This window comes from Mycobacterium sp. NGS15, from assembly GCF_059813245.1.
On sequence record NZ_JCALEF010000004.1, the window covers coordinates 449,288 to 475,080 of the forward strand.

The window sequence follows — 25,793 nt, forward strand, 5'->3', positions numbered from 1 at the left end:
CTTAGCGAGGGGCCCAATTGCCGTGAAAACCTGCCGGAACTCGCTGCGGGAGATCGACCGTGGCGGCGAGCTCCAGAGTTTGTGCGTCCAGCACCACGAACTTGCCCTCAGACGTCCCGGCGCTGAGACCGAACCCGACGAGCACACCGTCGTCTTCGGCAGTTCCCGAAGGGTTCGGCACAAACGACATCTCACCCACCGCAAGTGAATCAAGCGCAGTCCGGCTGTCGGTACCGGTCTGGTAATCGAACTTGACAAGGCTGCCGTCTACCTTGCCGTCGGACTCGAAAGCCCCGGCGATGCAGGGCAGGTATCCGTACCGGTGCTTCTTACCAGTGAGCGCCTCGTTGATACGGGGGAACTCGAGATGGCGATCATCGCGGCGTTCCATGGCGACGGTGCCCTTGGCCAGGTTGATGACCCAACGGTCGAGCAGGCCGCGCGCATCGCTGGGGCCGAGTACATCGGCGGAGAACATCGAGTCATAGCGGACCAAATCGATCACCACGACTTCCTGGCCGTCACGCATCTCGGAGTACCCGTTGAGCGGGTGGAAGACGTAGCACGGCTCGATCTCGAACCAGCGCACCTGGGCTTTCCGGGAGGCATCATCGCCCTCGCGCGGCATCACACCAATTCTGGCCGGGTACTTGGGATTCCACGAGTAGGGAATCGAGGGAGACTTCCCCGAGAGTTGGCTCGCTCTGGCAGCAATCGGACCAGGGATCTTGATCTTGCCGATCAGGGATTGCATGACCAGCTGGGCGGGCTTACGCAAAATGGCAGGCATCGGTACCGATTTGGTGATCATCGAGGTGTCCAGGGTGACGGGCAGATCGTAGAAGACGACGTACTTCTCGGTGAGGGTGAAGTCGTGCATCATCGGAGAACCGTGGACCTTGATGTCGACCGTACGGCGGGCCCTGCCGGAGGTGTCGATAACCGAATACTGGACGGTATTACCCCGCGCGAAAGAGTATGAGACGGCGTGCATTTCACCGGTATCGGGATCAATCTTCGGGTGTGCGGTGTATCCACCCGGCAGAGTCCCCTGGAAATCGCAGGCGCCGACGGTATCCAGCTCCTCGGTGAGCTCATAGTTGGCGATACCGCCCTCCACCAACGCCAAGGTGCGACCGGCATGACTGAGCGCATTGGTGTTAGGTCCGATCAGCGATGTACCGGCCGAGGTACCGATGGCGACCGCCGGCTCACTGAGCGCCTTGCGCACTGCCTCGGTACGCACCCAGCGATTGCGGTACCACTGCGCCTTCCCATCACGTAGTGACAGGCCGTGCACCATCGCGTCCCCACTGAACAGGTGGTAGGTCGCGGGGTCCACCTCGGCGGCAGGGTTGGGACCGTTGCGCAGGTAGCGCCCGTCCAGGTAGTCCGGAATGGTGCCGGTGACCTTCAGATCGGTACTTGTCACTTCCTGCTGAACCGGCTCCCAGACTCCGGTCAGATACGGACTCTCCGTGGCGGTGGGCTGAATCGTGGCGGTCATCGTGTCCTCCGGGGCTGGCTGACTGACTGGCATAACGCTGTTATTACGGCGTTATGCCGAACGTACTCCCGTTGTGCGAACATGGCAAGACCATGAGCTCACCCGTGCCGAAAAACAGTCAGCGAAACGATCGGACCGTCGCCCGTAACCCCCGGGGCGATCTTGTCCTCGCGGCCGTGCAGCTTCTGAATGAGCAGGGCCCCGATGCCCTGCAGACGCGCAAGATCGCGGCTGCCGCCGGCACCTCCACCATGGCGGTCTATACCTATTTCGGCGGCATGCGCGAGCTCATCGCCGAGGTAGCCGAGGAGGGGTTGCGCCAGTTCGCCGGCGCACAGGCCGACGTGTCCCACACCGACGACCCCATCGCCGATTTCATGGTGACGGGCATGGTCTACCGGCAGTTCGCGATCAACTATCCGCACATGTACCGACTGATGTTCGGAGTCACGAGCGCGCACGGCATCAACGCCCCCAGCCGCAACATGTTCAACACCATGCACCTGACACCCCAGCACGCCAGCGCCACGGAGCTCTATCGCAGTGTGCAACGCGCCATGGCCGCGGGCCGGATCGACGGCTCCCCCGACGATGCCGCCAAGGTCGCTGCCACCGCCGCCAAGTTCTGGACCATCATGCACGGGTTTGTCATGCTGGAACTTGCCGGCTTCTGGGGCGAAAACGGCACTGCGGTTGGTCCGGTATTGGCCTCCATGACCACGGACCTGCTTATCGCGCTGGGCGACACCCCTGAGCGGGTAAGCAGCTCGGCCACGACTGCTGCCGCCCGAATCGCCGCGCTGGCCTAGCGGAGCAAGGCCGACCTAGAGAGGCGCCCAGGACAATTCGCCGGCATCTTCGTGGCGAACCGGCACAGCGGTCCGTGCTGGCGCCGACACCGTCGCATCCCGCAGGGCCGCCATGGCACGGACGGCCGTGGCAGTGGGAGCTCGCATATCTCGCGCAAGACGCGTCAGCAGTTGCTTGCGCAATTCGTCGTCGGTGGGCGTTTTCGTTCGCGGCGTGGGCATGGCCGTCCCGGGACTACGACGACGCCGGGCGCGAAGCACCACGAGAATCAGCAGGAAACAGCCCGCGGCGATGAGCAGATAGACGATCACGGAATCGAGTGTGCGGGCTGAAAACGAAACCGGCCCCTGGAAGTCCGAAGACTCCCAGGGGCCGGGGTTCGAAAGTACTGCGAACTACTTGACGGTGATCGTCGCGCCAGCGGCCTCGAGCTTGGCCTTGGCGTCGTCAGCGGCCTCCTTGGCGACCTTCTCCAGCAGCGGCTTGGGGGCCGCGTCGACCAGGTCCTTGGCTTCCTTCAGGCCCAGGCCGGAGACGATCTCGCGCACAACCTTGATGACGCCGATCTTCTTGTCGCCGGCGCTCTCCAGGATGACGTCGAACTCGCTCTGCTCCTCGGCAGCCTCGGCAGCGGCCGGAGCGGCACCGGCGGCCGCGACGGCGACCGGAGCGGCAGCGGTGACCTCGAAGACCTCTTCGAAGGTCTTGACGAACTCGGACAGCTCAAGCAGCGTCAGCTCCTTGAAAGCATCGATCAGTTCCTCGGTGCTCAGCTTTGCCATAATGTTGGTTCCTTCCTTGATTTACAACAGGTTTGGGGTTTTCCGGAGGCCGCTACGCAGCCCCTAGGCCGCTTCTTCGCTGGCCTTCTTTTCCTGCAGGGCGGCGGCCAGGCGTGCAACCTGGGACGCCGGGGCGTTGAACAGCCCGGCGGCCTTGGCCAGGTTGCCCTTCATAGCGCCAGCCAGCTTGGCCAGCAGCACCTCGCGCGATTCCAGATCGGCGATGCGCTCAACCTCGGCAACTGACAGGGCGCGGCCATCCATGTAGCCGCCCTTGATGATCAGTGCCTTGTTGTCCTTCGCGAAGGTCTTGATGGCCTTCGCTGCGTCCACGGGCTCACCCTTGATGAACGCGATTGCCGTTGGGCCGGTGAACAATTCGTCCAGGCCCTCCACACCGGCCTCCGAAGCCGCACGCTTGACCAGCGTGTTCTTGGCAACGGAGTAGGTGGCGGAAGCTCCGAGGGAGCGACGCAGGGTGGCCAGAGCGGACACCGACAGGCCGCGGTACTCGGTGATCACAGTCGCAGTTGAATCCTTGAACTGCTCAGTGATCTCGGCAACGGCAGTGACCTTTTCAGTCTTGGCCATGTATTGCCTCCTCATCTCGTTTCGGTCGCTACACCTGGGACAAGACGGTCTGAGGGCGAGAAGGCGTCTGAAATGACGAACGCCCCGACGCAGACAGGTCGGGGCGTGAAAATCCACGGACTTTTGATCCGCAGGTCTAAACCTCGTCCTCCTGCGTGGGCCGTCAGGACATGTCCTGAACCTTCAACCTCGCGAGAGGTGACCGACGGTCTTCGGTGGAGCTCTGTGAGATTACCGCAGATGAGGGCGATCATCCAAAACGGCGTGGTATCCAGGAATGGTGCCGCTGTCCTCCGAAGTCCCGATCCGATCAGGCATTGCACGTAATGGCGATATCGAGCTCTTCTACGAAGACCTCGGCAACCCCCGCGATCCCGCCGTCATCCTTGTCATGGGAGTGGCAGCACAGCTCCCGATGTGGCCGGACGGGTTCTGCCGGCGGCTGCTCGATCGCGGCTATCGCGTGATCCGCTTCGACAACCGCGATTGCGGGCTGTCGACGAAACTGGACGGGCACAAGGCGCCGGGATCGGTACAGCGTCGCGTGGTCCGCTATGCGTTCGGCGTGGGCAGTGAGGTCCCGTACACCCTGATCGATATGGCCGAGGACGTCCGCACGCTCATCGACCACCTAGAGCTGGACACCGTGCATATCGCGGGTGCCTCGATGGGCGGCATGATCGTGCAGGTCTTCGCGGGCACCTACCCCGAGCGCGTCAGCTCCGTCGGCATCATCTACTCGGCGACCGGCCGCCCGTTCTCGCGGTTGCCATCCTGGGAACTGATCAAGACCGCCATGAAAGCTCCCGGTAAGAACGCGACCCCCGAGGAGTGGCTCGAGTTCGAGGTGAATAACGGCATCGTCTACAACGGGCCCGACAACCTGCCCTCCCGCGAGGTACTGCGACAGCGCATTCTCGAACACAGAGCCCGCAGCGACTACAAGGTGGGCACCGTGCGCCAATTCGACGCCATTCTGGGCACCGGGAGCCTGCTGCGCTTCACCCGCGCCATCACCGCGCCAGCGGTCGTGATCCACGGCCGCAATGACCCGCTGGTGCCGTACCAGAACGGGCGGGTCGTGGCCAAGAACATCCGGAACTCACGGTTCGCGCTCATCGAAGGCATGGGCCACGATCTGCCCGAGCCCGTGTGGGAGCCCGTGACCACGGAGTTGTTGACAACTTTTGACAGGGCGCATCTCCCGCTCGCGGCCGAACGCGTGCAGGACTGACTAGGGCCGCGCGGGCATGATGCGGCACACTTGCATTTCATGACTGCCCAAGAACGTTCCGGCCGGAGCGTAGGTGAAGGCCGTGGACGTCAGGTTGCACCGCTCGGACGCGTGGCGTTGCTCTCCGAGGCCGCGCGGCTGGGCACCACAGGCTGGCAGGTCGCGCGCACCGCTGGACGAGTGCTGGGCAAGATCACCAAGAAGGGCAGCTTCGAGCAGAAGGTCATCGCCGAGCTTCCTCAGACCTTCTCCGATCTGGGTCCCACATACGTCAAGCTCGGTCAGATCATCGCGTCCAGTCCGGGTGCATTCGGCGAGTCGCTGTCTCGTGAATTCCGTGGGCTGCTCGACCGCGTCCCACCCGCTGATTCCTCACAGGTCCGTGAGCTCATCATCTCCGAACTCGGCTCTGAACCCGAGAAGCTCTTCGCCACCTTTGACGCTGAGCCGTTCGCATCCGCGTCGATCGCCCAGGTGCATTACGCGACACTGCATTCCGGCGAGGATGTGGTGGTCAAAATACAACGCCCGGGGATTCGCCGCCGGGTCGCCGCCGACCTTCAGATCATGAAGCGCGGCGCGGCACTACTGGAACTAGGCAAGGTAGGCCGGATGCTCTCGGCCCGCGATGTCGTGGACGATTTCTCCGGAAACCTTTCCGAGGAGCTGGATTTCCTGGCCGAAGGCCAGGCCATGCAGACCTGGGTCGAGCACCTGCACACCTCCTCGCTCGGCAAGAACATCCGGGTGCCGGATGTGCACTGGCACTACACGACGTCCAAGGTGCTCACCATGGAGCGGGTGCACGGCATCCGGATTGACGACGCGCCGGCCATTCGCAAGGCGGGATTCGACGGCACCGCGCTGGTGAAGTCGTTGTTGTTCTCCGTGTTCGAATCCGGGCTACGCCAGGGCTTGTTCCACGGGGACCTGCACGCGGGGAATCTCCTGGTGGATGCCGAGGGCCGGATCGTATTCCTGGACTTCGGCATCGTCGGCTTCATCGACCCGCGGACCCGCTGGCTGTTACGCGAGCTGATTCACGCGCTACTGGTCAAGAAGGACCATCGCGCCGCAGGCAAAATCGTGGTTCTGTTGGGTGCCGTCGGCAGCCCCGGCGACGCCGACAAGGGCACCCGGGACATCCAGGCCTTCGCCACTCCGCTCACCATGAAATCCCTTGGGGACATGTCGTACTCGGATATCGGTAAGCAGCTGTCCACGCTCGCCGAGCAATACGACGTCAAGCTGCCGCGTGAGCTGGTGCTCATAGGCAAGCAATTCCTGTATGTCGAGCGGTACATGAAACTGCTGGCGCCGCGCTGGCAGATGATGGAGGACCCCGAACTCAAGGGCTACTTCGGCAATTTCATTGTCGATATCAGCCGTGAGCACAATCGCGAGGGAGATATCTGAGATGACGGCCAACACCGCCAAGGTCGGCGATATCGAGCTGTGCTACGAGGAGTTCGGCAATCCGGCCGATCCCGCGGTGCTGCTCATCATGGGCATCGGTGCGCAGATGGTGTTCTGGCGTACCGAATTCTGCCAGCAGCTCGCCGATCAGGGTTACCGTGTCATCCGCTTCGACAATCGAGACTGCGGCCTATCGACCAAGCTGGACGGGGTGCGTGCCGGTGGTGGCTCACTCATTCCAACCATGGCGAAATTCCTTGCCGGAGTGAAGATCGCCGACACCGCCTATACCTTGGTGGACATGGCGGCCGACGCGGCCGGCCTGCTCGATCATCTCGGCATCGGGCAAGCGCATATCGTGGGCGCCTCGATGGGCGGCATGATCGCGCAGGTTTTCGCCGCCGAGCATCCCGACCGGACCGAGACGGTCACCATCATCATGTCGAGCAACAACCAGCCATTCCTGCCGCCGCCCGGACCACGTCAGCTGATGGCGCTGCTGAAGCCACCGCCCGCCGACGCCACCCGCGAGCAGATCATCGCCAACAGCGTGCGGGTGGGCCAGACCATTGGCAGTCCGAAATACCGTCAGTCCCAAACGAAGTCATATCTACACGCCGCCGAGTACTATGACCGTAGCTATTACCCCAAGGGATTCGCCCGGCAATTCGCGGCAATCATGGGAACCGGCAGCCTGGTGCCGTTCGACAACCGAATCGCCTCCCCCGCACTGGTTTTACACGGTAAGGCCGACAGGTTGATGCGCCCTTCGGGTGCTCGGGCCATCGCTCGGGCCACGCCCGGTGCACGGCTGGCGCTGATCGACGGCATGGGCCATGACTTGCCCGAACAGCTGTGGAACCGGGTCATTGCCAAGCTCACCGAGAACTTCGCCCGATCAGAGCCTGCAGAGGATGCAACGGAATCCGAGGCCGCGGGCCGCTAATTAGCTCCCGTAGGGAACGATTTCATCGGGATCGAACTGGTTGTTAATTCTGCACAGAATCCTTGTACCTGCGGCGATCATGCTCTAGCCTCGGCACGGGACAAATCCAGCCACCCCTAGATTCGATCAAACGCACGCGCGCCGTTCGGGGCACCGCGCCATCTCTCGCGAGAGGCCGCCGCATGTCCAGATTGACCCCCAAGTTCTCGGACGTACAAGCGCATTACGACCTGTCCGACGACTTCTTCGCACTATTCCTCGATCCCAGTAGGACATACAGCTGCGCCTATTTCGAGCCCGGGAACCTGACACTCGAACAGGCACAGCAGGCCAAGATCGACCTTGCGCTCGGAAAACTGGGCCTACAGCCCGGGATGACCCTGCTGGACGTCGGCTGCGGTTGGGGCTCCACCCTGAAACGTGCCCTCGAGCACTACGACGTCAACGTCATCGGCCTAACCCTCAGCAAAAATCAATTTACGCACGTCACCAAGCTTCTCGACTCCACCGAAAGTTCGCGTACGCACGAGGTTCGGTTGGCCGGGTGGGAGGAGTTCGACGGCACCGTCGACCGCATCGTCAGCATCGGCGCCTTCGAGCATTTCGGCCATGAACGGTACGCCAGCTTCTTCGAGATGGCCCATCGGATATTGCCGGTCGACGGAAAGATGTTGCTGCACACCATTGTCAGCTTTCACCCGGAGGAATTGAAACGCAGGGGGGTTCCGCTACTGATGTCGCGGGTCCGGTTCATGCACTTCATGCTCACCGAGATATTCCCTGGCGGCCGTTTACCTTCCGTGCCGATGGTGGACCAGCATGCCGCGCAGGCGGGCTTCCACGTTACCCGCCACCAGGCCCTGCAACTCCACTATGCGCGCACCCTGGACTGCTGGGCCGAGAACCTGGCCGCGCACAGGGATGAAGCGATTTCCCTTCAGTCCCAAGAGGTTTACGACAGGTACATCAAGTACCTGACAGGTTGCGCCGATGCCTTCCGGGAGGGCTGGATCGACGTAGTTCAGTTCACCTGCGAGAAGTAGGAGTCGACAAGCCCCTGAACCACGCCGATGGCCAGTTCCTTGTCGGTGGGCACAAGTCCGATACGGGTACGGCGATCGAGAACGTCATCGGCGTCGAGCGCACCCTCATGGGTGAGCGCGAACTCGACGTGCTCGCGGGTGATGTCAAGGCCATCAACCAACCGGGTTCCGGCGGCACCGGGCCAATCGTCCACCAGCGTCAGGTTCTGTGTCACACATTCCGACGCCGACAGTGGCCGGCGTTCCAGACCCGCGTCAAGGGCATCCTCGGCCATCTTGCGGTAGGTGGTCAGCTTGCCGCCCACCACGCTGACAACACCCGAATCCGACACCCGGACCGCATGCTTACGGGACAGGTCCGCGGTGGCGGAGTCATCGCCGTCGAGCAAGGGCCGCAGCCCGGCGAAACGTCCCGCGACGTCCGATTCGGACAGCGAAGTCTGTAGCACCGTGTTCACGGTATCGAGGAGGAATTGCTCCTCCGCCGCCGAGGGTTCGGCCACATCCGGTACCGGGCCGGGTGCCGGCTCGTCGGTGAGCCCGAGGTACACCCGATCGTGGATGGCCGGCAGGGCGAACACGAAACGGTTGATTGTGCCGGGCACCGGAACGGTCAGGGCGGCGGTGAGTCCACCGAAGCTCGCCGCCCGGAACACCAGGTGCGTCCCGCGGCTAGGACGCAGCTTGATGTCATGATCGACTTGGCCGGCCCATACTCCGGCGGCGTTGATGACCAAACCCGCCTGTATCGCAACAGTATTGCCGGTCAGCTCGTCGCGGAGCACCGCACCGTCGCCGGTGACCTGTTCGGCGGACACGCGGGTGAGGATGCGGGCGCCCAGCCCGGCCGCGGTACGTGCAATCGACACCACCAACCGTGCATCGTCGACGAGCTGACCGTCAAAGGCCATCAGCCCACCGCGAAGTCCGTTGCGCCGCACAGTCGGGGCTCGGCGGATCACTTCACCCGCGTCGATCGCGCGTGAGCGCGGCAGCACATCGGGCGAGGTATGGGCGAGTTTGCGTAACCCATCCCCAGCGACGAAGCCCGCCCGCACCAGAGTCCGGCTGAACATGCTCACCGCCGGGTGCAACGGAACCACCTGCGCGAGCGGGTGAATGAGATGCGGGGCGGTACGCGTCATGAGGATGTGGCGCTCGATCGCGCTCTCCCTGGCAATACCAATCTGGCCCGAAGCGAGGTAGCGCAATCCGCCGTGCACCAGCTTCGAGCTGAATCTGCTCGTGCCGAAGGCCAGGTCGTGCTTCTCGACCAGGGTGACGCGCAGGCCCCGGCTCGCGGCGTCAAGTGCCACCCCGACACCGGTGACACCGCCGCCGATGACGAGGACGTCCACCGGAGCGCTGCCGGCCAGCGCAGCGAGATCGGCACTGCGGCGTGTGCTGTTGAGCTGGGTCGTCATGAATTCTCCTAAGGGGCGGATCAAGCCGTGAGATATCCGTCGATGGCTGTGGCCAACTCGTTTACCAGTTCGTCCGGCGAGAGGATGTCGGCGACGATGCGCGCCGACTGGAGAACCGATTGACCGATCAGCAGCACCATCGCCGCCAGCTGCTCCGGGGCACCGTGGCGAATCGATCCATCGGTCTGGCCCTCCGCGATGAGCATCGCGGTCCAGCCGATGAGTGCACGCTGGCTGGTCCCCAACCGCTGCACGATGTAGGTCAGCAGGAGTTCGGGATCGGACCGCAGGATCGCCGCAAAAATCGAGTGCTCGCGCACCTGGGTGACCAGACCTGTCACCGACTGGACCAGACGATCGCGGGCGTGCCCCTGCCCGGTAGCGGGCAGGATCGAGGCCATCTCCCGCGTCAGCAGATCGGCAACCAGGGAGCGCACATCAGGCCAGCGCCGATATACCGACGGGCGGCTGACACCGGCACGCTTGGCGACCTCGACCAGCGTCGTGCGACGCACCCCGAACTCGGTGACGCAGGACAACGCGGCATCGAGGATGCGTTCGGTGACGGGATCCGCCGAGATCTCCGCGACCCCGGCGATGTCAGTCGTCTCGACCGTCATGTCACCTCACCTTCACAGAACTGCGTTACAACTTGCCATCTTATGTAATACTGTAACGCATGATGGAGTGGGACGCCTGGGGCGTGGCCGAAAAACGACAGACCCTCTCACCTCAGGTGAAGACGCTCTTGACGTCGGCCCTGGGTATTCCCGAACGGGAGCCGGTCAGCCGCGACGAATCGGCCGTCACCTTGTCCCACAACTCACTCTCCGAAGAACAACTGGCCGCCCTCACTGGCCTGCTCGGCACGGAGCACGTGCGCACCGATCACGGCGCCCGGCTCCGGCATTCGGGTGGCAAGAGCACCCCGGACCTGCTGCGCCGACGCTCCACCAGCATCCAGGAGGCCCCCGACGCCATCGCCTACCCGGCATCTCACGACGAGGTATCCGCGCTCCTGGCGCTCTGCGGCGAGCAGGCCGTCGCGGTCGTGCCCTTCGGCGGCGGCACCAGTGTTGTCGGCGGGCTGGACCCCGAGCGCGGCGGATTCGCCGCAGTCATCGCGGTGGACCTGCGCCGGATGTCCGGCCTGGTCTCCCTCGACGAGGAATCGGGAACAGCCGTGCTGCTGCCCGGAACGACGGGACCCGAGGCCGAAGAACTCCTTGGTGCCAAAGGCTTTTCGCTCGGGCACTTCCCCCAGAGCTTCCGATTCGCGAGCATCGGCGGTTTCGCCGCCACTCGCTCCTCAGGGCAGGCCTCCAGCGGATACGGGCGCTTCGACGCGATGGTGGATGCGGTCCGGGTCGCGACCCCGCGCGGCGATCTCAACCTGGGCAAGGCGCCCGCCTCGGCAGCCGGTCCGGATCTGCGGCAGCTTTTCCTGGGATCCGAGGGTGCGCTCGGCATCATCACCGAGGTGACCGTGCGCGTGCACCGACTCCCCGAGAACACCTGGTATCAGGGTTGGTCCTTCCCCTCCTTCGACGCCGGCGCACGGGCGCTGCGCACGCTTGTGCAGGCCGATGCGGCGCCCACCGTGCTGCGGCTGTCCGATGAAGCCGAAAGCGGGCTGAATCTCGCCCTGGCCAAAGACATCGGCGGGAAGAACCCGGCCACGGGTGTGCTGGCGATCACGACAGTCGAGGGCACCCACGGGCACGTCGAGGCCCGGTCGGCCGAAGTGGCCGCCGTTCTCACCGCCGCCGGCGGAACCGCCCTCGGCGACGAGCCCGCCAAGGCCTGGGACCACGGCCGTTTCGACGCACCGTACCTGCGCGATGCTCTCATCGATGCCGGGGCTGTGGTGGAGACATTGGAGACCGCCACCTCGTGGCAGAACCTCGCCACCCTACGCACGGCAGTCACCACAGCACTCGCCGAAGCGCTTGGGGCCCAAGGCACCCCGCCGCTGGTGTTGTGCCATATCTCGCATACCTACCGCACGGGCGCCTCGCTGTACTTCACCGTGGTGTGCGCGGCCGCCGAGGATCCGATGACCCAATGGGGCAAGGCGAAGAAGGCAGCCAGCGACGCCATAGTCGCTGCGGGTGGCACCATCACGCACCATCACGCCGTCGGACGCGACCATCAACCGTGGCTTGTCGATGAGGTCGGCGAGCTTGGTATCGAAATCCTGCAGGCGGTGAAGCGAACCGTCGATCCGCATGGAATTCTCAACCCCGGCAAGCTGATTCCCGTGAGCGAGTAACACCGATGACCCACCTCACCGTCCTGACGAACCCGGCCGCAGGCCACGCCGCAGCGCAAGCATCCGACGCTGCCATCGCGCATCTGCGTGCGCGCGGGCTGACGGTGACGCACCACGCGGCATCATCGGCATCGGAATCGCATGCACTCGCGCAGGAAGCCGCCCGCACCGGAGCCCGCGGAATAGTCGCCGCGGGCGGGGATGGCCTGGTGAGCATCGCGTTACAGGCGGTCGCATCCACCCCGATAGCACTCGGCGTGATCCCGATCGGCACCGGAAACGACTGTGCCCGCATGCTGGATATCCCGCTGGGTGACCCGGTTGCCGCCGCCGACGTGATCGCCACCGGTAATACTCGGGTGATTGACGCCGGACGCATTCAATACCACGGAAGCACAACATGGTTCGCCACCGTCGTGGCGTCCGGATTCGACTCCTTGGTCAACGATCGGGCCAATCGGATGAGCTGGCCTCGAGGTCGTCGCCGGTATGACATCGCCATGGCGCTCGAGGCGGCGAAGCTGCGGCCACTGCCGTTCCGCATTGAATTGGACGATCAGGTGATCGAGACCGATGTCACCCTGGTCGCGGTAGGAAACGGGACCTCGTACGGGGGCGGAATGCGCATCTGTCCCCATGCCGTGCTGGACGATGGACTGCTGGATGTGACTGTGGTGGCGGCAGGTGGGCGGCTGCGCCTACTGCGGCTATCTCCCACCGTCTACAAGGGCACCCATGTCGACCTGCCTGAGGTGAGTACCTTCCGGTCACGTCGAGTTCGGCTGTGCGCCAACGATATCACCGCGTACGCCGATGGAGACCCGGTGGCACCTCTGCCGATCGATATCGATGTGGTTCCCGGTGCCCTGACCGTCTTTGCCTAGCCGGTCTTCTGCGCGAACAGGAAAGCGGAGTGCGGGGTGGCGTCGGGCAGATCGGCGGGGATACCACGACCGTGACGCTCCAGCAGGGCGGGCGTGGTCTCGCTGGTCGCCTGCCAGCCGCGGCCGGTGAGGAACTCACCGGCGTCGGTACGTTCCTCCAGATACCACAGCTCGGCCACGTCGGGGATGTCCTGGTCTTGGAGGTTCTCCGCGGCGCGCCGGAACGCCTGTCCCCGTTCCCTTTGCCGTGCAAGTGTTTCCGGATCGAAGAAGCCTTCCCCGAAGTTCTCGACCGCGACACGGCTGCCCGGCACGCTGAGTGAATCAATGCGTTCGAACAGCAGGTCCTGTGCCGCAGGCGGCAGATACGGCAGCAGGCCCTCAGCGATCCAGGCCGCCGGCTCGCCGGCATCGAACCCGCCGGCTCTCAGCGCGGCGGGCCAATCGTCGCGCAGGTCCACCGCTACCGGGACATGGCGAACACGCGCCGCGGCACCCAGCGCATCCAGGGTGTCGGCCTTGAAGGCAAGAACCGTGGGCAGGTCCAGCTCGAACAACACTGCGCCGGCGGGCCAGTCGAGTCGCCACGCACGTGCGTCGAGTCCGGCCGCCAGGATCACCGCCTGACGAATCCCAGTCGCGGACGCTTCACGGAAGAAATCGTCAAAGAACTTCGTGCGGCACGCGACATAGGACCGCATGGCGGCGATACGCTCGACCAATCGGGGCTCGGCCTCCAGCAGCGCGGCGGGCGGCTCTCCGTCGAAGCGGTACATACTCCACACCCCCTCGCCGGCGGCCGCGAGAAAGTGCCCGGCATACGGATCACTGATCAACGGGTTCTCGCTGTGCGTTTCTGCGTCTCTGGCACTGGCCACGCCTAATGCGGTGGTGCCAACACTCTCCGTGATCTCCCAGCTGTCTCCATCGCTTCGCGCCATGCGTTCCTTTGTACGCCAGCCTGGAAATATTCGGCAGAAGGTGTCTGATCGGTAGTGCGCGGTTCGTCAGACAGGTAGAGAGTGGATCGCAGAGTTCCGCTCACTGATACCGACGGAGGACTCCACCATGTACTACCTCACGCTGCTGATCGGCCCCGAACGGACGCGGACACCCGACGAGGGCGCCCAGGAGATGGCCGACTACCAGGGCTTTCATGCCAAGGCGGCATCGGCGATCCGCGCCGGTGATGCATTGTTCCCGGTGACCGAAGGCGTCCGCATCAGCGGAGGGCTCGATGCACGCGTGGTCACCGACGGACCCTTCGCCGAGGGAGCCGAGGTTGCCGGCGGCTACTACGTATTGGAGGCGGAGAATCTCGACGACGCGCTGACGCTGGCGCGGGATATCCCCGAAGCCAAGCATGGCGCGGTCGAGGTGTGGCCGCTGATCGACTGCTCGCGTGAGTTCAGCGGACAGGGCGCCACCAGCTGGCTCGCACTGCTTCTGGAACCCCGCGCTCGCGCCTTCACCCCGGGCAGCCCCGAGTGGGAGGCGGTGGCGGCCGAGCACGGGGTGTTCAGTGCGAAAGCAAACGGGCACATCAAGATCGCCGGCCCACTGCATCCCCCGTCCACGGCGACCACCGTGCGAGTGCGAGACGGCGAGGTTCTCCTCACCGACGGCCCGTACATCGAGGGCGCCGAGATCGCGAACGGCTTCTACGTGCTTACTACTGATGGCCGCGACGAAGCCATCGAGCTGGCCTCGCAGCTGCCCGCATCCGCGGTGGAACTGCGCCAGCTCACCGGTGTGTCAGGTCTCTAGGCGAACCACATGGTCTTCGCGCACGCGGCTCATCCACGATGACCGATCTGGACGGCGTCTTTCGGCGGGAATGGGGGCCAACGGTCGCTGCCATCGCACGATGGTCAGGGGACCTCACCGTCGCCGAGGACGCCGTCCAGGAGGCGTGCACCGACGCTGTGCGCACCTGGCCGCGCGACGGCGTACCCGATAGTCCGGGCGGGTGGTTGTTGACGGCCGCGCGGAATCGGGCACGTGATCGGCTGCGGCGCGAAACATTGCGTCCGGGAAAGGAATTGGCTGCCGTGATCGACGACATCACCGCCCGCACCGACGTCTCAGATCCCCACTCCGTGCCGGACGACGAGCTGCGAATGATGTTCACCTGTGCCCACCCTGCCCTGGAGCGAGTATCGCAGCTGGTCCTCACGCTGCGGCTGGTATCGGGCCTGACGGTGGCCGAGATCGCCCGGGCGCTGCTGCACAGCGAGGCCGCCATAGGCCAGCGGATCACCCGCGCCAAGGCCAAGATTCGTACGGCCAACATTCCCCTGCGGGTGCCGCCCGCCGAGCTACTGCCCGAACGCACTCCGCATGTGCTCAGCTGCATCTATTCGGTGTTCACCGAGGGCTACTGGTCAACGGGCGGACCATCGGCGATTCGCGACGAGTTATGCGACGAGGGCGTCCGCCTGGCCGGTGAGCTGTGCAAGCTCATGCCACAGGAGCGAGAAGCCAATGCGCTTGCTGCCCTTGTGCTGCTTCATGATTCGAGGCGCCCGGAGCGCATGGATCACAACGGCGCATTGGTACCGCTGGACGAGCAGGACCGTACCCGATGGGACCGCGATCGCATTACCCGCGGGCTGAGTCAGTTGCGAAAGGCTGCGGGCTCGACAGGCCCCTACCTGCCGCAGGCTGTGATCGCGGGGCTACATGCCACCGCACCAACCTGGGAGCAGACCGATTGGCAGGCGATCTGCCAGGCCTACGACCGGCTCGCCGCCATGACGCATTCGCCTGTGGTGCTGGTGAATCGAGCATTGGCGATCGGCCTGCGCGACACCCCCGAGGCGGGACTGGCTGCGCTGGAGAAGGTGGCCCACGACCCCCGCTTGGCCCGATCGAATCTGGCAGCTACCGTCCGCGCCGATCTACTCCGGCGCGCCGGCCGACATGCCGAAGCCGCGGACTGGTACCGGACGGCACTGTCCGCCAACGGATCCGATCCGGGACGTGAGTTTCTGCGACGGCGCATCGCCGAATGTGAAAGCACGAACGAGAACTAGAGAGCGTCGAGGACGCTCTCCAACCACAGACCGATATCGCGCTGGACGCGATCCTTCTCCGGCTCGTTGAGGATCTCGTGACGTCCGCCCGCGTAGAACCTGTACTCCAGCCGCCGGTGACCTTCGGTCATATAGCGAGTGATCAGGCTCTGAATCGTTTCGGTTCGACCCCCGACCGGGTCCTCACTTCCCGCGATGACGAGGATGGGCAGCTCGACCGGAATGCGCGATTCGTTCTCCGGTTCCCACAATGAGTGGAATCCTTTGATCACCGAATATGTCATCGCGTTGGAGAACGGCTTGCCACACAAGGGGTCCGACTGAAAGGCACGGATCTCTTCGGGGTCGGACGTCTGCCACTCGGATCCGGTAGGTGTGGCATCGCCGGCGACGAAGGGGGCGTTGAACCCCGCCAGGATTGAACCGAAGAACTCGCTCGGTGCCATCGCGTTCGGCCCGGACGCGACGGCCTCGAGTTGGGCAATGGCCTGCTGGTAGGCCCCCTCGGTGAGGCCCGGCACCGCACCGAGCGTCCCGCAGAGGACCGCCCCCGACAGGAGGTCCCCGTAGTTCTCGATGTGGGACTGCGTCAATGCCGAACCCATGCTGTGGCCGAAGGCGATCAACGGCAGCTCAGGGTTCTGGGCACGCGCGATGTCCGCCAGCTGCTTGATATCAGCCGCCATATCGTCCCAGGCCGTGACGCCCAGCTGGCCCAACCCTTCGAGCCCGGCCGTCTGTCCGTGTCCGCGGAGGTCCAGTGCGTACACCACACACCCGCGCGCGGCCAGAAATCGGGCCAGACGGTCGTACCGCGCACTGTATTCGGCGATACCGTGCGTGATCTGCACGGCGGCTCGCCATTCGATCCCACATGGTGGATGCCACGTCCGATACCAGATCGCCATCTGGTCCACGTCGGATGCGAACGTGGAAAATACGGGCCCGCCAACGGGATTCGAACTGTCCACGGGTACGTCCTGACTCATAGCGGTCCTTTCATGAGGCAATCTCCCCGGCATATTTACGGGCGTAGATCGCATAGAGCACGGTGTCCTCCGCCTCCTCAATTGCAGAGAACGCAATGTCCACCGCATATTCCGCATCGGATTCGGCGATATCGGCCTCCCGCTCGGCCAGCCTCGCATCAATCGTGCGTTCCTTGTGACCGAATGCGTTCTTCACCTTCACCACATGGGCCTTCCAGCTCGCGCCCAGTTCGGCCCAGGCCGAGCCCGCGGTGGCTGCCGCCTTGTCTGCTCTGGTCTCCAGTTCCTCGCGGCGCGCATGGACCCTGTCCAGGTCGTCCTGAAGTTGGTCCCTCGTCTTTTCCCGGGCATCCTCAGTCTTCTGCTGGGCTTGCCGGGCTCGCTCCACGATCGACAGATACGACCGGGCGACGCCCATCATGAGCCTCCTTGGCTGTCGGGAGGATTGCAGGGTATTCCAGGTCCCGCGAGTCACTCACTCCTCCTGCGCGACAATGCGCATTAGCTTTAAAGCCGATGAGTAATCCATAAATTCAATAGCAAATTCACACAGGTACCACAGTCTGCAGGTTTTCATACACATGGACGCTCGGCTATCCCGGAGCACGGCGTCGACACCAGCAAGTTAGCACGGCGCTTAGCCAAGTTCTCCGCGAGAGTGTTACTGATTAAGAAATAGTATGTTGCACCGCAGAGAAAGTGGTGTGCCGTCCGAATAACCATTTTTCCACTGCGCGATATGATCGCACAGTGGGTCTTCAGAGCCTCGATGTATACGATCTTCGCTGCTTTATCGCGGTGGCAACAACACTGAACTTCACCCAGGCCGCACGGGATCTTCATGTCTCGCCCCCGCCCCTTAGCCGAAGAATCCAAGACATGGAACGCCTGTTGGGGGTGAAGTTGTTTCACCGCGACACGCGCCGGGTGAAACTGACCCCGGAGGGCGCCCGACTGCTGCCCGCGGCGCGGCGCATACTCGCACAATTCGATGAGTTGCCGGCGATAGTGTCGCCGGAACCCACCGCGCCGGTGCGGTCCCTTGACTATGGCGTGCCGCCCTGGCTACACCCCGACCTGCGTACGGTATTGGCAGACCTGGAAAAGATGCATGCCGGTGGATTCACCTTGAGGAAGTGGCCACGCGGCAGCGCGGAGATCATTTCCGCGCTCCGCCGAGGCGATATCGCGTTCGGCCTGGTCCGGCCGCCATTCGATTCGGATGGATTGATCAGCACGGTGGTATGTGAAGAGCCTTTGGGCGCAGTGCTTTCCAAGGAAAGGTACGGATCCAGGTCCTCGATCTCGGTATCCGAACTCACCAACCTCAACTACGTGACCGCGCGGCGAGACACCGACACCGAGTATCGGCAGCAGGTGGACAACGCATTGGAGTCCGCGGGGATACCTCGACGGGAAAACGTCGACCCCGGAGACTTTGCGGGCGCCGCCGACGTCATCAGTGTCGGCGATGGATTCGCCATCGCACCGCTCGCTCCGGTCAGCGGTGCCCGGATGTACAACCTCGCCGAGGACGTCTGCGTACCGATCAACAACATGGAGCTGACCCTCGTCACCTGCCTGGTGTGGCAGGCGGATCTCGCCGAGCCGGACGAAGGAGTCCGCGCGGTCATCGACACGGCAGTCGCATTACTACGCAGACCTGGCACCAACCCACGAACCGACTCGGCATAGGCCGGCCCGCAGGGGACAGAACCTTTACGGCAGCGGCGCCGACCACACCAGCCGGGTGCCGCCGGTGTCCATCGCCGACACACTGAACGTGCCCCCCGACTCTGCCGCGCGGTTCGCCAGCCCGCTCAGACCGCTGCGCGCGACCACGTCCGGTATCCCGATGCCGTCGTCCACCACGTCGATGACCAAGTCGTCGTCGACAGACACCGTCACCGACAGCTCCCTGGCGCGCGCATGCCTGACCACATTGCTCACCGCTTCACGCACCACTGCCTCGGCATCACCGGAAGTGCTGGCGGGGATCACATCCAGTGGGCCGCTCATACGCAGGGAGACCCGCAGGCCGGTGTCGGCGGTGAGCTCGTTGATCGTGGAACGCAATGTCGCGCGTAGGGATTCGTCGTTGGTGTGCAGGTCGAAGATCGCGGTCCGGATCTCTTGGATCACCTCGTGCAGCTGATCGATGTGGTCGGCGAGGCGGGCCGCCACCGCTGGATCCACGGACCGGCGATGTGTGCTTTGCATGGCCAGCCCGACGGCGAACAAGCGCTGGATGACGTGATCGTGCAGGTCGCGGGCGATGCGATCGCGATCGGCCAGCACATCCAGTTCATGTTTGGCCAGACGGACCTCAGCCTGTTCCAGCGCCAGCGCCGCCTGCCCCGCGAAGGAGGCCGCCATATCGAGCTGCTCTTCGTCGAAGGCCACCGATCCCACCGTGCGCAACAGGATCAACACACCTGCCGTGGACTCCCCTCCTCCGAGCGGTAGCACCAGTGCGGGCCCGAATGCCAAGTCCGTGCCCTCGGCCAGGTTCACTGCGAGCTGGCTCACGTTCCTCGGCTCATGATCAACAAAGGTGCTGCCGGAGGTTGACCCATCGACCGGGATCATTTTGTCGCACAGTACTTCCGAACCGGTACCTTCGCAGACCGACACCACCAGCGCGGCAGTGTCCTCCTCATCACCGACAGGCAGCGCGATGAACGCGAAATCTGCCTCCGCGAGCAGTGCCGCACTGGAAGCCACCAGGTGCAGCGCGTTGCCCGGGTCCACGCCAGCGAGTAGCTCAGCGGTGATATCGGCGGTGGCACGCTGCCATTGCTCACGACGCCGGGCGTGCTGATAGAGGCGGGCGTTCTCGATCGCGATACCGGCCGCCCCCGCCAGCGCCCGCACCACCACCTCGTCGTCCTCGGTGAACTCCTGCCCGTCGAGCTTCTCGGTGAGATATAGCCGTCCGAACACCTCACCGCGCACCTGCACGGGCACTCCCAGGAAGGTCCGCATGGGCGGGTGGTTCGCGGGGAAGCCTACCGACGCGGGGTGGGCGGCGATATCCCGCAGCCGCAGTGGTTTGGCCTCGTCGATCACCACGCCGAGCACACCGTGGCCCGTGGGTAGCGGGCCGATCTGCTTGCGGGTTTCCTCGTCGATACCCTCGTAGACGAACTCTGCCAGCTTCTCGTCCGAGCCCACTACACCGAGCGCTCCGTACCTCGCACTGACGAGCTCCGATGCCGCACAGACGATTTCCCGCAGGGTCGCGTCCAGTTCCAGCCCTGAACTGACAGCCATGACGGCGTCGAGGAGCGCGTCCATACGCCCCCGCGTCCCATCGACAATCTGCTCGATCCGGCCCTGTACCTCCGCGAGTAATTCACGCAGTTGCAAATGGGCCAGCTCGGCCGTCACCCGATTGGGTTGCGCACCAGCATCGTCGACCACAATTCCACTCTCGCACACCTTGACCTCGAGTGAACACGGACTCGTCAGCCGTGCGGCCCCTGGTTCTCTCGCGCAAGTTTGGTGGCCAGCACGGCAACCTGTGTCCGGCGTTCCAGATCCAGTTTGGTGAGCAGACGTGAGACGTAATTCTTGACAGTCTTCTCCGCCAAGAACATTCGTTCCGCGATCTGACGGTTTGTGAGCCCCTCCCCGATCAGTTCCAGGAGCGTCCGCTCCTGCGCGGTGAGCCCCGCCAGCGGCGACGGGTTATCCGCTGCGGCACGCAACTTGTTCATCAACGCGGCAGCGGCCCGGTTGTCCAGCAGCGAGCGTCCCGCTCCCACGGTGCGGACCGCCGAGATCAGCTCCATTCCTTTGATGTCCTTGATGACGTAACCACCGGCACCCGCCATGATCGCGTCCAGCATGGCGTGTTCATCGGTGAATGAGGTGAGCATCAGGCAGTTGAGATTCGGTAGCTTGGAACGCAATTCGCGGCACAACTCGACCCCGTTACCGTCAGGAAGACGAATGTCCAGCACCGCGATGTCCGGTTGTAGCGCGGGGATACGCGCCATCGCCTCGGCCACCGAGGAGGCCTGACCGATCACCGAGAAGTCCTCTTCCTCCTCAAGCAGATCGGCCAAACCGCGGCGCACTACCTCGTGGTCGTCGACCAGGAACACCGTGATCATGTCCGTCTCCCTTTCACCTGCCGCACCCAGTGTGGCACCGGCAACGGATTCCAGTACCGGCATCACCACAGCCCAACCACGTATCGATCACCGATGTTCTTGTCGCTGTGCGATATCGCGTCCAGCAGATGACGGGCCGACACGATGTCCAGAGTGTGCTGCGAACCCGCGGACACGAGCAACTTCTTGTCGATCAGAGCCGACGCCTCGACCAGCGCTCCGGCGGTCACACTGCCCTGAAGTGGGATAGAGCGCGCCAACATGGCATTCCTTCCCGTCGTACCCCGTTGTTCAACGGTAGGACGGGAAGGAGCTGGGCCGCTACGGTATTTGGTCCCTACTCACGACAAAGCCCCCATTTCCTCCCTCGATATGAAAGGGGAATGGGGGCTTATGCCGATAATGTGCGCGGGAGGCTATTGGACCTCGAGGAAGTTCCGGGTCACGCTCGGGTCGACCTGGATGCCCGGGCCCGTCGTGGTGGTGACCACAACCTTCTTCAGGTAGCGGCCCTTGGCCGACGACGGCTTGGCACGCAGGATCTCATCCAGCACGGCACCGTAGTTCTCTGCCAGCTTCTCGGCATCGAACGAGGACTTGCCGATGATCAGGTGCAGGTTGGAGTGCTTGTCGACGCGGAAGTTGATCTTGCCGCCCTTGATATCGGTGACGGCCTTGGCAACGTCGGGGGTCACGGTGCCGGTCTTGGGGTTCGGCATCAGACCGCGCGGACCCAGGACACGGGCGATACGACCGACCTTGGCCATCTGATCCGGGGTGGCGATGGCGGCGTCGAACTCCAGCCAGCCGCCCTGGATCTTCTCGATCAGGTCGTCGCTACCGACAACATCGGCACCGGCGGCCGCGGCCGCTTCGGCCTTGTCGCCCACCGCGAAGACAATGACGCGAGCGGTCTTACCGGTACCGTGCGGAAGGTTCACGGTGCCGCGGACCATCTGGTCAGCCTTGCGGGGGTCGACACCGAGGCGCATCGCGACCTCGACAGTGGCGTCGTACTTCTTGGACGAGGTCTCCTTGGCCAGCTTTGCGGCCTCAAGAGGGGTGTACAGCTTCTCGCGGTCCACCTTCTCGGCGGCTTCGCGATATGCCTTGCTGTTCTTGCTCATTGGTATCCAATCAATCGTTGGGTTGTGGTGTGCGATGAATCTCTTGAGTGAAGAGCGTCAAACGCTGCAGGCCGAAGCGGGCCTTACCACTGGGTTATTCGCGGAGTGCTATGCCGTATTACTCGACGGTGATGCCCATCGAGCGCGCGGTGCCGGCAATGATCTTGGCGGCGGCGTCGATGTCGTTGGCGTTGAGGTCTTCCTTCTTCGTCTCGGCGATCTCGCGCACCTGATCCCAGCTCACCTTGGCGACCTTGGTCTTGTGCGGCTCACCGGAACCCTTGGGCACACCGGCGGCCTTCAACAGCAGCTTGGCGGCGGGAGGGGTCTTGAGGGCGAAGGTGAAGCTGCGATCCTCGTAGACACTGATCTCCACGGGGATGACGTTGCCGCGCTGCGACTCCGTCGCGGCGTTGTACGCCTTGCAGAACTCCATGATGTTGACGCCATGCTGACCGAGCGCGGGACCGACCGGAGGCGCGGGGTTGGCTTCGCCGGCCTTGATCTGCAGCTTGATCAGCCCGACGACCTTTTTCTTCGGGGCCATTGGGTGTTTCCTTACTTTCCTTCCGTGTTCCGGCCGTTATTCGACCGGAGATCCTGCGGACCGTGACGCGGTCCGAAGTCTTGTTAGAGCTTCTCCACCTGGGTGAAGTTGAGCTCGACCGGGGTTTCGCGGCCGAAGATGGACACCAGCACCTTGAGGCGCTGCTGTTCGGCGTTGACCTCGCTGATACTGGCGGGCAGCGTCGCGAACGGGCCGTCGGTGACGGTGACCGACTCGCCGACCTCGAAGTCGACCTCGATGACCGAACGCTCCAGGCCACCGGTCTCGGCCGCCCCGGATGCGCCCTCGGCCGCCGAACCCTTGGCGGGCTTCTTGGCCGGGGTCTGCGGCAGCAGGAACTTCACCACGTCATCGAGAGCCAGCGGCGACGGGCGCGAGGTCGCGCCGACAAATCCGGTGACACCGGGGGTGTTACGGACCGCGCCCCAGGACTCGTCGTTCAGTTCCATCCGGACCAGGATGTAACCGGGCAGTACCTTGCGGTTGACCTGCTTGCGCTGGCCGTTCTTGATCTCGGTGACCTCTTCTGTGGGCACCTCGATCTGGAAGATGTAATCGCCGACGTCCAGATTCTGCACGCGAGTCTGCAGGTTCGCCTTGACCTTGTTCTCGTATCCGGCGTACGAGTGAACGACGTACCATTCGCCCGGCTCGCGGCGCAGCTGAGCCTTCAACGTGACAGCCGGGTCGGCGTCCTCTTGGTCTTCTTGCGCCTCCGCCTCGGCGGCCGGCACATCCGAAGACGGCTCAGCCGACTCAGCCGGCTCCGCCGCCGTCGCCTCGGTCTCGGTGCTCTCATCCACCACGTCGACCGATCCTGCGGTATCCGCGGTGTCTTCTGGCTCGCTCGTAGCGTCGCCGTCGAAGGTCGTCACCGTTTGTCCTCTCTCGTTTCTTGCGTCTCGTCGGTCTGCTACCCGAACACCAGCATGACCAGCCGGGCGAGGCCCAGGTCGATCACGCCGATCAGGGTGACCATGAAAACCAGGAAGACCAGCACCACCGAGGTGTAACTGACCATCTGCTTGCGGTTCGGCCAGATGACCTTGCGCAGCTCGGCAACCACCTGCTTGAGGAACACCCAAAGCTGGACGAGTGGATTGCGCGACGGCCCCGTCTTGTCCTTCTTGGCGGCCGGCTTCTTGGCCTTCTTCTTCTTCACCTCACCGGTCTCGGAGGCACCTGACTCGGTGAGCTCCGCAGCCGCGATCGAGGCGTCAGCACGGCGGGTCCGCTTGCCCGTCGGGCGAAGCGGCTTGGTCGAGGTGACGGCCCGGTCGCTGTCGGCGGTGCCGATGTCGGACTCGTCTAGCTCGTCGCTCATGCCCTTCCGTACCTCTCTTACCTTTCGGCGAGTGATCTCGTCGTGTCCCTAGTGCATACCCCAGGGTGTTGCAGGGGTGACAGGACTTGAACCTGCAACCTGCGGTTTTGGAGACCGCTGCTCTGCCAGTTGAGCTACACCCCTATGGCTGGCATGCCAACCCGGTTGGCCGGGGCCTCACACAACACACGCGCCTCCCGAGTACCCGACAGGCGCGTTGTGGTGGGAAAACCCCGAATCTTGAGTGTACCCCGACGCTATCCCCAGACTGAAATTGCCCGCCGGTCAGCACAGCCTGGGGAAGACGGCATCACGCTCAGATGAGCTTGATGTCTGCCATCCGATCCGAGTCCCGACCCATCAGGGTGGTAAACGCCTCCATGACCAACTCACCGTTCTGGTTGCGGACGACGTTGCGGGTGGTCACGATGTCGACGCCGAAGGCCTCCTTGTGGGAGTCCACCTGGAAGTCGCAGGACAGCTCGTCGCCTTCGGTGATCGGCTTGTGGTAGACGAACCGCTGTTCAGAATGCACAATCTGCATGGTTTCCATGCCGACGTCGTAGGTGCGGAAAAACTCCTTTTGCACCAGCAGCGCCATGACCGCAGGGAAGGCCAACGGCGCGATGAGACCGCCATGTCCGAGTTCAGCCGCCGCCTTCGGGTCGTGGCTGGCGGGGTCTACGGCTTTGACCGACTTCGCGAACTCGCGGATCTTCTCCCGGCCCACCACATAGGTCTGGGAGTACTTATGCGTCATTCCGACGACGTCGAGTTGAAGCGCCACGACTACGCCAGCGTCGCAGTCGCGATAGCGCGTCCGAAGATCTTCTTGCCGTTGGTGGTGGCGGTCAGCGCGATGGTCACCGACTTGGTGTCCTGATCGACCGACTTCACGCGACCGTTGAAGACGATCTCCGCGCCGACACCGTCATTGGGCACGGTGACGAAACTGGTGAAGCGCACGTTGTACTCGGTCACCGCCGCCGGGTCACCGATCCACTCGGTGACGTAGCCGCCACCGAGACCCATGGTCAGCATGCCGTGCGCGATAGCGCCGTCCTCGAGCCCCACCAGCTTGGCGGTCTCGTCGTCCCAGTGGATCGGGTTGAGGTCGCCGGAGACTCCGGCGTAGTTCACAAGATCCTGCCGAGTCAGCGGGATCATCTTCTCCGGCAGCTGATCTCCCACGTTGACCGAACTGAACTCACGCAATGCCATCAGTTGAACCCGCCTTCTTCTCCGTCTTCTGCAGTGCGCCCGGCAAGAGTCGTTATCAGCTCCTGCACCAGCTCACCCTTGTCATTGGTGATGAGGCTCTTGGTGACGATGATGTCGGCACCGAACGAGCGTCGGATCGAGTCAAGGTACACATCGCAGTACAGCTTGTCGCCGGCCGTGATCGGCCGCAGGAGTTTGAGTTCCTGGTCGACCTGGACGATCTTCTCGTCCCTGATCCCGATATTTGAGTGCTCGAAGAAGGCTGCCTGAGCGACGTATCCGAAGATGCAGAGGAAGGTCGGCGTAGCGACCAGCGATCCGTAGCCGAGAGACGCGGCACTAGCCTCGTCGTGATGGGCGGGGTGCCCGCTTTTCACCGCGTCGGCGTGCTCGCGAATCTTCTCCCGCTCTACCACGTAGTGGTCGGGGTATCGGTAGTGCGTTCCGACGAGATCTTGCGATAAAGCCACGGGGCGGAACCTACCTACTGATGTTGACCGAT

General features: G+C 63.8%; 29 protein-coding genes and 1 tRNA gene. 10 read left to right on the forward strand and 20 right to left on the reverse strand.

The annotated features are described in order from the left end of the window. Position 1: 1 nt before the first annotated feature. The gene (locus AC5Y5C_RS13290) at positions 2-1,507 is read right to left on the reverse strand and encodes a carotenoid oxygenase family protein (protein ID WP_499972735.1); all 1,506 of its coding nucleotides are present in this window, start codon (positions 1,505-1,507) and stop codon (positions 2-4) included. Positions 1,508-1,560: 53 nt separating this feature from the next. On the opposite strand from AC5Y5C_RS13290, the gene AC5Y5C_RS13295 reads away from it, so the two are divergent. Next, positions 1,561-2,316 carry a TetR/AcrR family transcriptional regulator gene (locus tag AC5Y5C_RS13295; protein WP_499972738.1) on the forward strand — a complete coding sequence of 252 codons (756 nt, stop codon included), beginning with the start codon at positions 1,561-1,563 and terminating at the stop codon, positions 2,314-2,316. Positions 2,317-2,331: 15 nt separating this feature from the next. Here AC5Y5C_RS13295 and AC5Y5C_RS13300 read toward each other — a convergent pair whose 3' ends face one another. From AC5Y5C_RS13300 to rplJ, 3 genes are all read right to left on the reverse strand, one after another. Then, entirely contained in the window at positions 2,332-2,628 is a 297-nt protein-coding gene (locus tag AC5Y5C_RS13300; protein ID WP_499972741.1) for a hypothetical protein, read from the reverse strand. 84 nt (positions 2,629-2,712) lie between these two features. Further along, positions 2,713-3,099, reverse strand: a complete 387-nt coding sequence (gene rplL / locus AC5Y5C_RS13305; RefSeq protein WP_499972743.1) for a 50S ribosomal protein L7/L12 — start codon at positions 3,097-3,099, stop codon at positions 2,713-2,715. Between the two features lie 63 nt (positions 3,100-3,162). After that, complete coding sequence (rplJ, locus tag AC5Y5C_RS13310) at positions 3,163-3,690, reverse strand: 50S ribosomal protein L10 (RefSeq protein WP_030096639.1); 528 nt, start codon at positions 3,688-3,690, stop codon at positions 3,163-3,165. 277 nt (positions 3,691-3,967) lie between these two features. Between rplJ and AC5Y5C_RS13315 the strand changes: the two genes are divergently transcribed. The 4 genes from AC5Y5C_RS13315 (at position 3,968) to AC5Y5C_RS13330 (ending at position 8,329) form a co-directional block, all read left to right on the forward strand. Next, positions 3,968-4,924, forward strand: a complete 957-nt coding sequence (locus AC5Y5C_RS13315) for an alpha/beta fold hydrolase (protein ID WP_499972746.1) — start codon at positions 3,968-3,970, stop codon at positions 4,922-4,924. Positions 4,925-5,035: 111 nt separating this feature from the next. After that, on the forward strand, positions 5,036-6,340 hold the full coding sequence (locus AC5Y5C_RS13320) for an ABC1 kinase family protein (protein ID WP_499973212.1): 1,305 nt from the start codon (positions 5,036-5,038) through the stop codon (positions 6,338-6,340). Position 6,341: 1 nt separating this feature from the next. After that, positions 6,342-7,286, forward strand: a complete 945-nt coding sequence (locus AC5Y5C_RS13325; protein ID WP_499972749.1) for an alpha/beta fold hydrolase — start codon at positions 6,342-6,344, stop codon at positions 7,284-7,286. Positions 7,287-7,468: 182 nt separating this feature from the next. Then, the gene (locus tag AC5Y5C_RS13330) at positions 7,469-8,329 is read left to right on the forward strand and encodes a cyclopropane mycolic acid synthase family methyltransferase (protein ID WP_499972752.1); all 861 of its coding nucleotides are present in this window, start codon (positions 7,469-7,471) and stop codon (positions 8,327-8,329) included. On the opposite strand, the gene AC5Y5C_RS13335 is transcribed toward AC5Y5C_RS13330, so the two are convergent. Then, on the reverse strand, positions 8,308-9,753 hold the full coding sequence (locus AC5Y5C_RS13335) for a glycerol-3-phosphate dehydrogenase/oxidase (RefSeq protein ID WP_499972754.1): 1,446 nt from the start codon (positions 9,751-9,753) through the stop codon (positions 8,308-8,310). The two genes, AC5Y5C_RS13330 and AC5Y5C_RS13335, sit on opposite strands and share 22 nt — an antisense overlap. A gap of 20 nt (positions 9,754-9,773) precedes the next feature. After that, positions 9,774-10,373, reverse strand: a complete 600-nt coding sequence (locus AC5Y5C_RS13340; RefSeq protein WP_499972755.1) for a TetR/AcrR family transcriptional regulator — start codon at positions 10,371-10,373, stop codon at positions 9,774-9,776. Between the two features lie 59 nt (positions 10,374-10,432). Between AC5Y5C_RS13340 and AC5Y5C_RS13345 the strand changes: the two genes are divergently transcribed. Beyond that, positions 10,433-12,025, forward strand: coding sequence for an FAD-binding oxidoreductase (locus AC5Y5C_RS13345; protein WP_499972758.1), 1,593 nt, complete (start codon positions 10,433-10,435; stop codon positions 12,023-12,025). A gap of 5 nt (positions 12,026-12,030) precedes the next feature. Then, the gene (locus tag AC5Y5C_RS13350) at positions 12,031-12,909 is read left to right on the forward strand and encodes a diacylglycerol kinase (protein ID WP_499972760.1); all 879 of its coding nucleotides are present in this window, start codon (positions 12,031-12,033) and stop codon (positions 12,907-12,909) included. On the opposite strand, the gene AC5Y5C_RS13355 is transcribed toward AC5Y5C_RS13350, so the two are convergent. Continuing rightward, entirely contained in the window at positions 12,906-13,850 is a 945-nt protein-coding gene (locus AC5Y5C_RS13355) for a class I SAM-dependent methyltransferase (RefSeq protein ID WP_499972761.1), read from the reverse strand. The two genes, AC5Y5C_RS13350 and AC5Y5C_RS13355, sit on opposite strands and share 4 nt — an antisense overlap. 127 nt (positions 13,851-13,977) lie before the next feature. Here AC5Y5C_RS13355 and AC5Y5C_RS13360 point away from each other — a divergent pair, with 127 nt between their 5' ends. Both AC5Y5C_RS13360 and AC5Y5C_RS13365 read left to right on the forward strand, forming a co-directional pair. Further along, entirely contained in the window at positions 13,978-14,676 is a 699-nt protein-coding gene (locus AC5Y5C_RS13360; RefSeq protein WP_499972764.1) for a YciI family protein, read from the forward strand. 38 nt (positions 14,677-14,714) lie between these two features. Further along, the gene (locus tag AC5Y5C_RS13365) at positions 14,715-15,944 is read left to right on the forward strand and encodes an RNA polymerase sigma factor (protein WP_499972768.1); all 1,230 of its coding nucleotides are present in this window, start codon (positions 14,715-14,717) and stop codon (positions 15,942-15,944) included. Here the strand turns inward: AC5Y5C_RS13365 and AC5Y5C_RS13370 are convergent. Together AC5Y5C_RS13370 and AC5Y5C_RS13375 are read right to left on the reverse strand one after the other, a co-directional pair. After that, the gene (locus AC5Y5C_RS13370; protein ID WP_499972771.1) at positions 15,941-16,933 is read right to left on the reverse strand and encodes an alpha/beta fold hydrolase; all 993 of its coding nucleotides are present in this window, start codon (positions 16,931-16,933) and stop codon (positions 15,941-15,943) included. The two genes, AC5Y5C_RS13365 and AC5Y5C_RS13370, sit on opposite strands and share 4 nt — an antisense overlap. A 10-nt stretch (positions 16,934-16,943) precedes the next feature. Next, positions 16,944-17,354, reverse strand: a complete 411-nt coding sequence (locus AC5Y5C_RS13375) for a hypothetical protein (RefSeq protein WP_499972774.1) — start codon at positions 17,352-17,354, stop codon at positions 16,944-16,946. A 329-nt stretch (positions 17,355-17,683) separates the two neighbouring features. Here AC5Y5C_RS13375 and AC5Y5C_RS13380 point away from each other — a divergent pair, with 329 nt between their 5' ends. Continuing rightward, positions 17,684-18,628 carry a LysR family transcriptional regulator gene (locus AC5Y5C_RS13380; RefSeq protein WP_499972777.1) on the forward strand — a complete coding sequence of 315 codons (945 nt, stop codon included), beginning with the start codon at positions 17,684-17,686 and terminating at the stop codon, positions 18,626-18,628. Positions 18,629-18,652: 24 nt separating this feature from the next. On the opposite strand, the gene AC5Y5C_RS13385 is transcribed toward AC5Y5C_RS13380, so the two are convergent. The 11 genes from AC5Y5C_RS13385 to hadA all read right to left on the reverse strand — a co-directional run bounded on the left by AC5Y5C_RS13385 (position 18,653) and on the right by hadA (position 25,761). After that, positions 18,653-20,356, reverse strand: coding sequence for a GAF domain-containing sensor histidine kinase (locus AC5Y5C_RS13385; protein WP_499972779.1), 1,704 nt, complete (start codon positions 20,354-20,356; stop codon positions 18,653-18,655). A gap of 44 nt (positions 20,357-20,400) precedes the next feature. Then, positions 20,401-21,051 carry a response regulator transcription factor gene (locus AC5Y5C_RS13390; RefSeq protein WP_078297927.1) on the reverse strand — a complete coding sequence of 217 codons (651 nt, stop codon included), beginning with the start codon at positions 21,049-21,051 and terminating at the stop codon, positions 20,401-20,403. A gap of 62 nt (positions 21,052-21,113) precedes the next feature. Beyond that, positions 21,114-21,314, reverse strand: coding sequence for a hypothetical protein (locus AC5Y5C_RS13395; RefSeq protein WP_499972781.1), 201 nt, complete (start codon positions 21,312-21,314; stop codon positions 21,114-21,116). 153 nt (positions 21,315-21,467) lie between these two features. After that, positions 21,468-22,178 carry a 50S ribosomal protein L1 gene (gene rplA / locus AC5Y5C_RS13400; protein ID WP_499972783.1) on the reverse strand — a complete coding sequence of 237 codons (711 nt, stop codon included), beginning with the start codon at positions 22,176-22,178 and terminating at the stop codon, positions 21,468-21,470. 118 nt (positions 22,179-22,296) lie between these two features. Further along, entirely contained in the window at positions 22,297-22,725 is a 429-nt protein-coding gene (gene rplK, locus AC5Y5C_RS13405; protein WP_005061484.1) for a 50S ribosomal protein L11, read from the reverse strand. Positions 22,726-22,808: 83 nt separating this feature from the next. Beyond that, entirely contained in the window at positions 22,809-23,549 is a 741-nt protein-coding gene (gene nusG / locus AC5Y5C_RS13410; RefSeq protein WP_499973215.1) for a transcription termination/antitermination protein NusG, read from the reverse strand. A gap of 110 nt (positions 23,550-23,659) precedes the next feature. Continuing rightward, positions 23,660-24,070: a preprotein translocase subunit SecE gene (secE, locus tag AC5Y5C_RS13415; protein ID WP_499972787.1), complete on the reverse strand. Its 411-nt coding sequence runs from the start codon at positions 24,068-24,070 to the stop codon at positions 23,660-23,662. Between the two features lie 71 nt (positions 24,071-24,141). Next, positions 24,142-24,214: transfer RNA gene (locus AC5Y5C_RS13420), tRNA-Trp, on the reverse strand. A gap of 172 nt (positions 24,215-24,386) precedes the next feature. Next, positions 24,387-24,857: an FAS1-like dehydratase domain-containing protein gene (locus AC5Y5C_RS13425; RefSeq protein ID WP_499972788.1), complete on the reverse strand. Its 471-nt coding sequence runs from the start codon at positions 24,855-24,857 to the stop codon at positions 24,387-24,389. Between the two features lie 2 nt (positions 24,858-24,859). Next, positions 24,860-25,291 carry a (3R)-hydroxyacyl-ACP dehydratase subunit HadB gene (gene hadB, locus AC5Y5C_RS13430; RefSeq protein ID WP_078288560.1) on the reverse strand — a complete coding sequence of 144 codons (432 nt, stop codon included), beginning with the start codon at positions 25,289-25,291 and terminating at the stop codon, positions 24,860-24,862. Then, positions 25,291-25,761 (reverse strand): (3R)-hydroxyacyl-ACP dehydratase subunit HadA, encoded by a 471-nt coding sequence (hadA, locus tag AC5Y5C_RS13435; protein ID WP_499972792.1) that lies wholly within the window; start codon positions 25,759-25,761, stop codon positions 25,291-25,293. The genes hadB and hadA overlap by 1 nt, the downstream gene beginning before the upstream one ends. Positions 25,762-25,793: the final 32 nt, after the last annotated feature.

Excerpts from the sequence above, each read along its gene's own strand:
- AC5Y5C_RS13345 (WP_499972758.1), top strand. The coding sequence starts at position 10,433 with ATGATGGAGTGGGACGCCTGGGGCGTGGCCGAAAAACGACAGACCCTC.
- hadB (WP_078288560.1), bottom strand. The coding sequence starts at position 25,291 with ATGGCATTGCGTGAGTTCAGTTCGGTCAACGTGGGAGATCAGCTGCCG.
- AC5Y5C_RS13325 (WP_499972749.1), top strand. The coding sequence starts at position 6,342 with ATGACGGCCAACACCGCCAAGGTCGGCGATATCGAGCTGTGCTACGAG.
- AC5Y5C_RS13360 (WP_499972764.1), top strand. The coding sequence starts at position 13,978 with ATGTACTACCTCACGCTGCTGATCGGCCCCGAACGGACGCGGACACCC.
- rplK (WP_005061484.1), bottom strand. The coding sequence starts at position 22,725 with ATGGCCCCGAAGAAAAAGGTCGTCGGGCTGATCAAGCTGCAGATCAAG.
- AC5Y5C_RS13375 (WP_499972774.1), bottom strand. The coding sequence starts at position 17,354 with ATGATGGGCGTCGCCCGGTCGTATCTGTCGATCGTGGAGCGAGCCCGG.
- AC5Y5C_RS13365 (WP_499972768.1), top strand. The coding sequence starts at position 14,715 with ATGACCGATCTGGACGGCGTCTTTCGGCGGGAATGGGGGCCAACGGTC.
- AC5Y5C_RS13330 (WP_499972752.1), top strand. The coding sequence starts at position 7,469 with ATGTCCAGATTGACCCCCAAGTTCTCGGACGTACAAGCGCATTACGAC.
- AC5Y5C_RS13290 (WP_499972735.1), bottom strand. The coding sequence starts at position 1,507 with ATGACCGCCACGATTCAGCCCACCGCCACGGAGAGTCCGTATCTGACC.
- AC5Y5C_RS13350 (WP_499972760.1), top strand. The coding sequence starts at position 12,031 with ATGACCCACCTCACCGTCCTGACGAACCCGGCCGCAGGCCACGCCGCA.
- AC5Y5C_RS13395 (WP_499972781.1), bottom strand. The coding sequence starts at position 21,314 with ATGTTGGCGCGCTCTATCCCACTTCAGGGCAGTGTGACCGCCGGAGCG.
- AC5Y5C_RS13295 (WP_499972738.1), top strand. The coding sequence starts at position 1,561 with ATGCCGAACGTACTCCCGTTGTGCGAACATGGCAAGACCATGAGCTCA.
- AC5Y5C_RS13370 (WP_499972771.1), bottom strand. The coding sequence starts at position 16,933 with ATGAGTCAGGACGTACCCGTGGACAGTTCGAATCCCGTTGGCGGGCCC.
- secE (WP_499972787.1), bottom strand. The coding sequence starts at position 24,070 with ATGAGCGACGAGCTAGACGAGTCCGACATCGGCACCGCCGACAGCGAC.
- rplJ (WP_030096639.1), bottom strand. The coding sequence starts at position 3,690 with ATGGCCAAGACTGAAAAGGTCACTGCCGTTGCCGAGATCACTGAGCAG.
- AC5Y5C_RS13355 (WP_499972761.1), bottom strand. The coding sequence starts at position 13,850 with ATGGCGCGAAGCGATGGAGACAGCTGGGAGATCACGGAGAGTGTTGGC.
- AC5Y5C_RS13315 (WP_499972746.1), top strand. The coding sequence starts at position 3,968 with ATGGTGCCGCTGTCCTCCGAAGTCCCGATCCGATCAGGCATTGCACGT.
- AC5Y5C_RS13340 (WP_499972755.1), bottom strand. The coding sequence starts at position 10,373 with ATGACGGTCGAGACGACTGACATCGCCGGGGTCGCGGAGATCTCGGCG.
- AC5Y5C_RS13335 (WP_499972754.1), bottom strand. The coding sequence starts at position 9,753 with ATGACGACCCAGCTCAACAGCACACGCCGCAGTGCCGATCTCGCTGCG.
- rplA (WP_499972783.1), bottom strand. The coding sequence starts at position 22,178 with ATGAGCAAGAACAGCAAGGCATATCGCGAAGCCGCCGAGAAGGTGGAC.
- AC5Y5C_RS13390 (WP_078297927.1), bottom strand. The coding sequence starts at position 21,051 with ATGATCACGGTGTTCCTGGTCGACGACCACGAGGTAGTGCGCCGCGGT.
- rplL (WP_499972743.1), bottom strand. The coding sequence starts at position 3,099 with ATGGCAAAGCTGAGCACCGAGGAACTGATCGATGCTTTCAAGGAGCTG.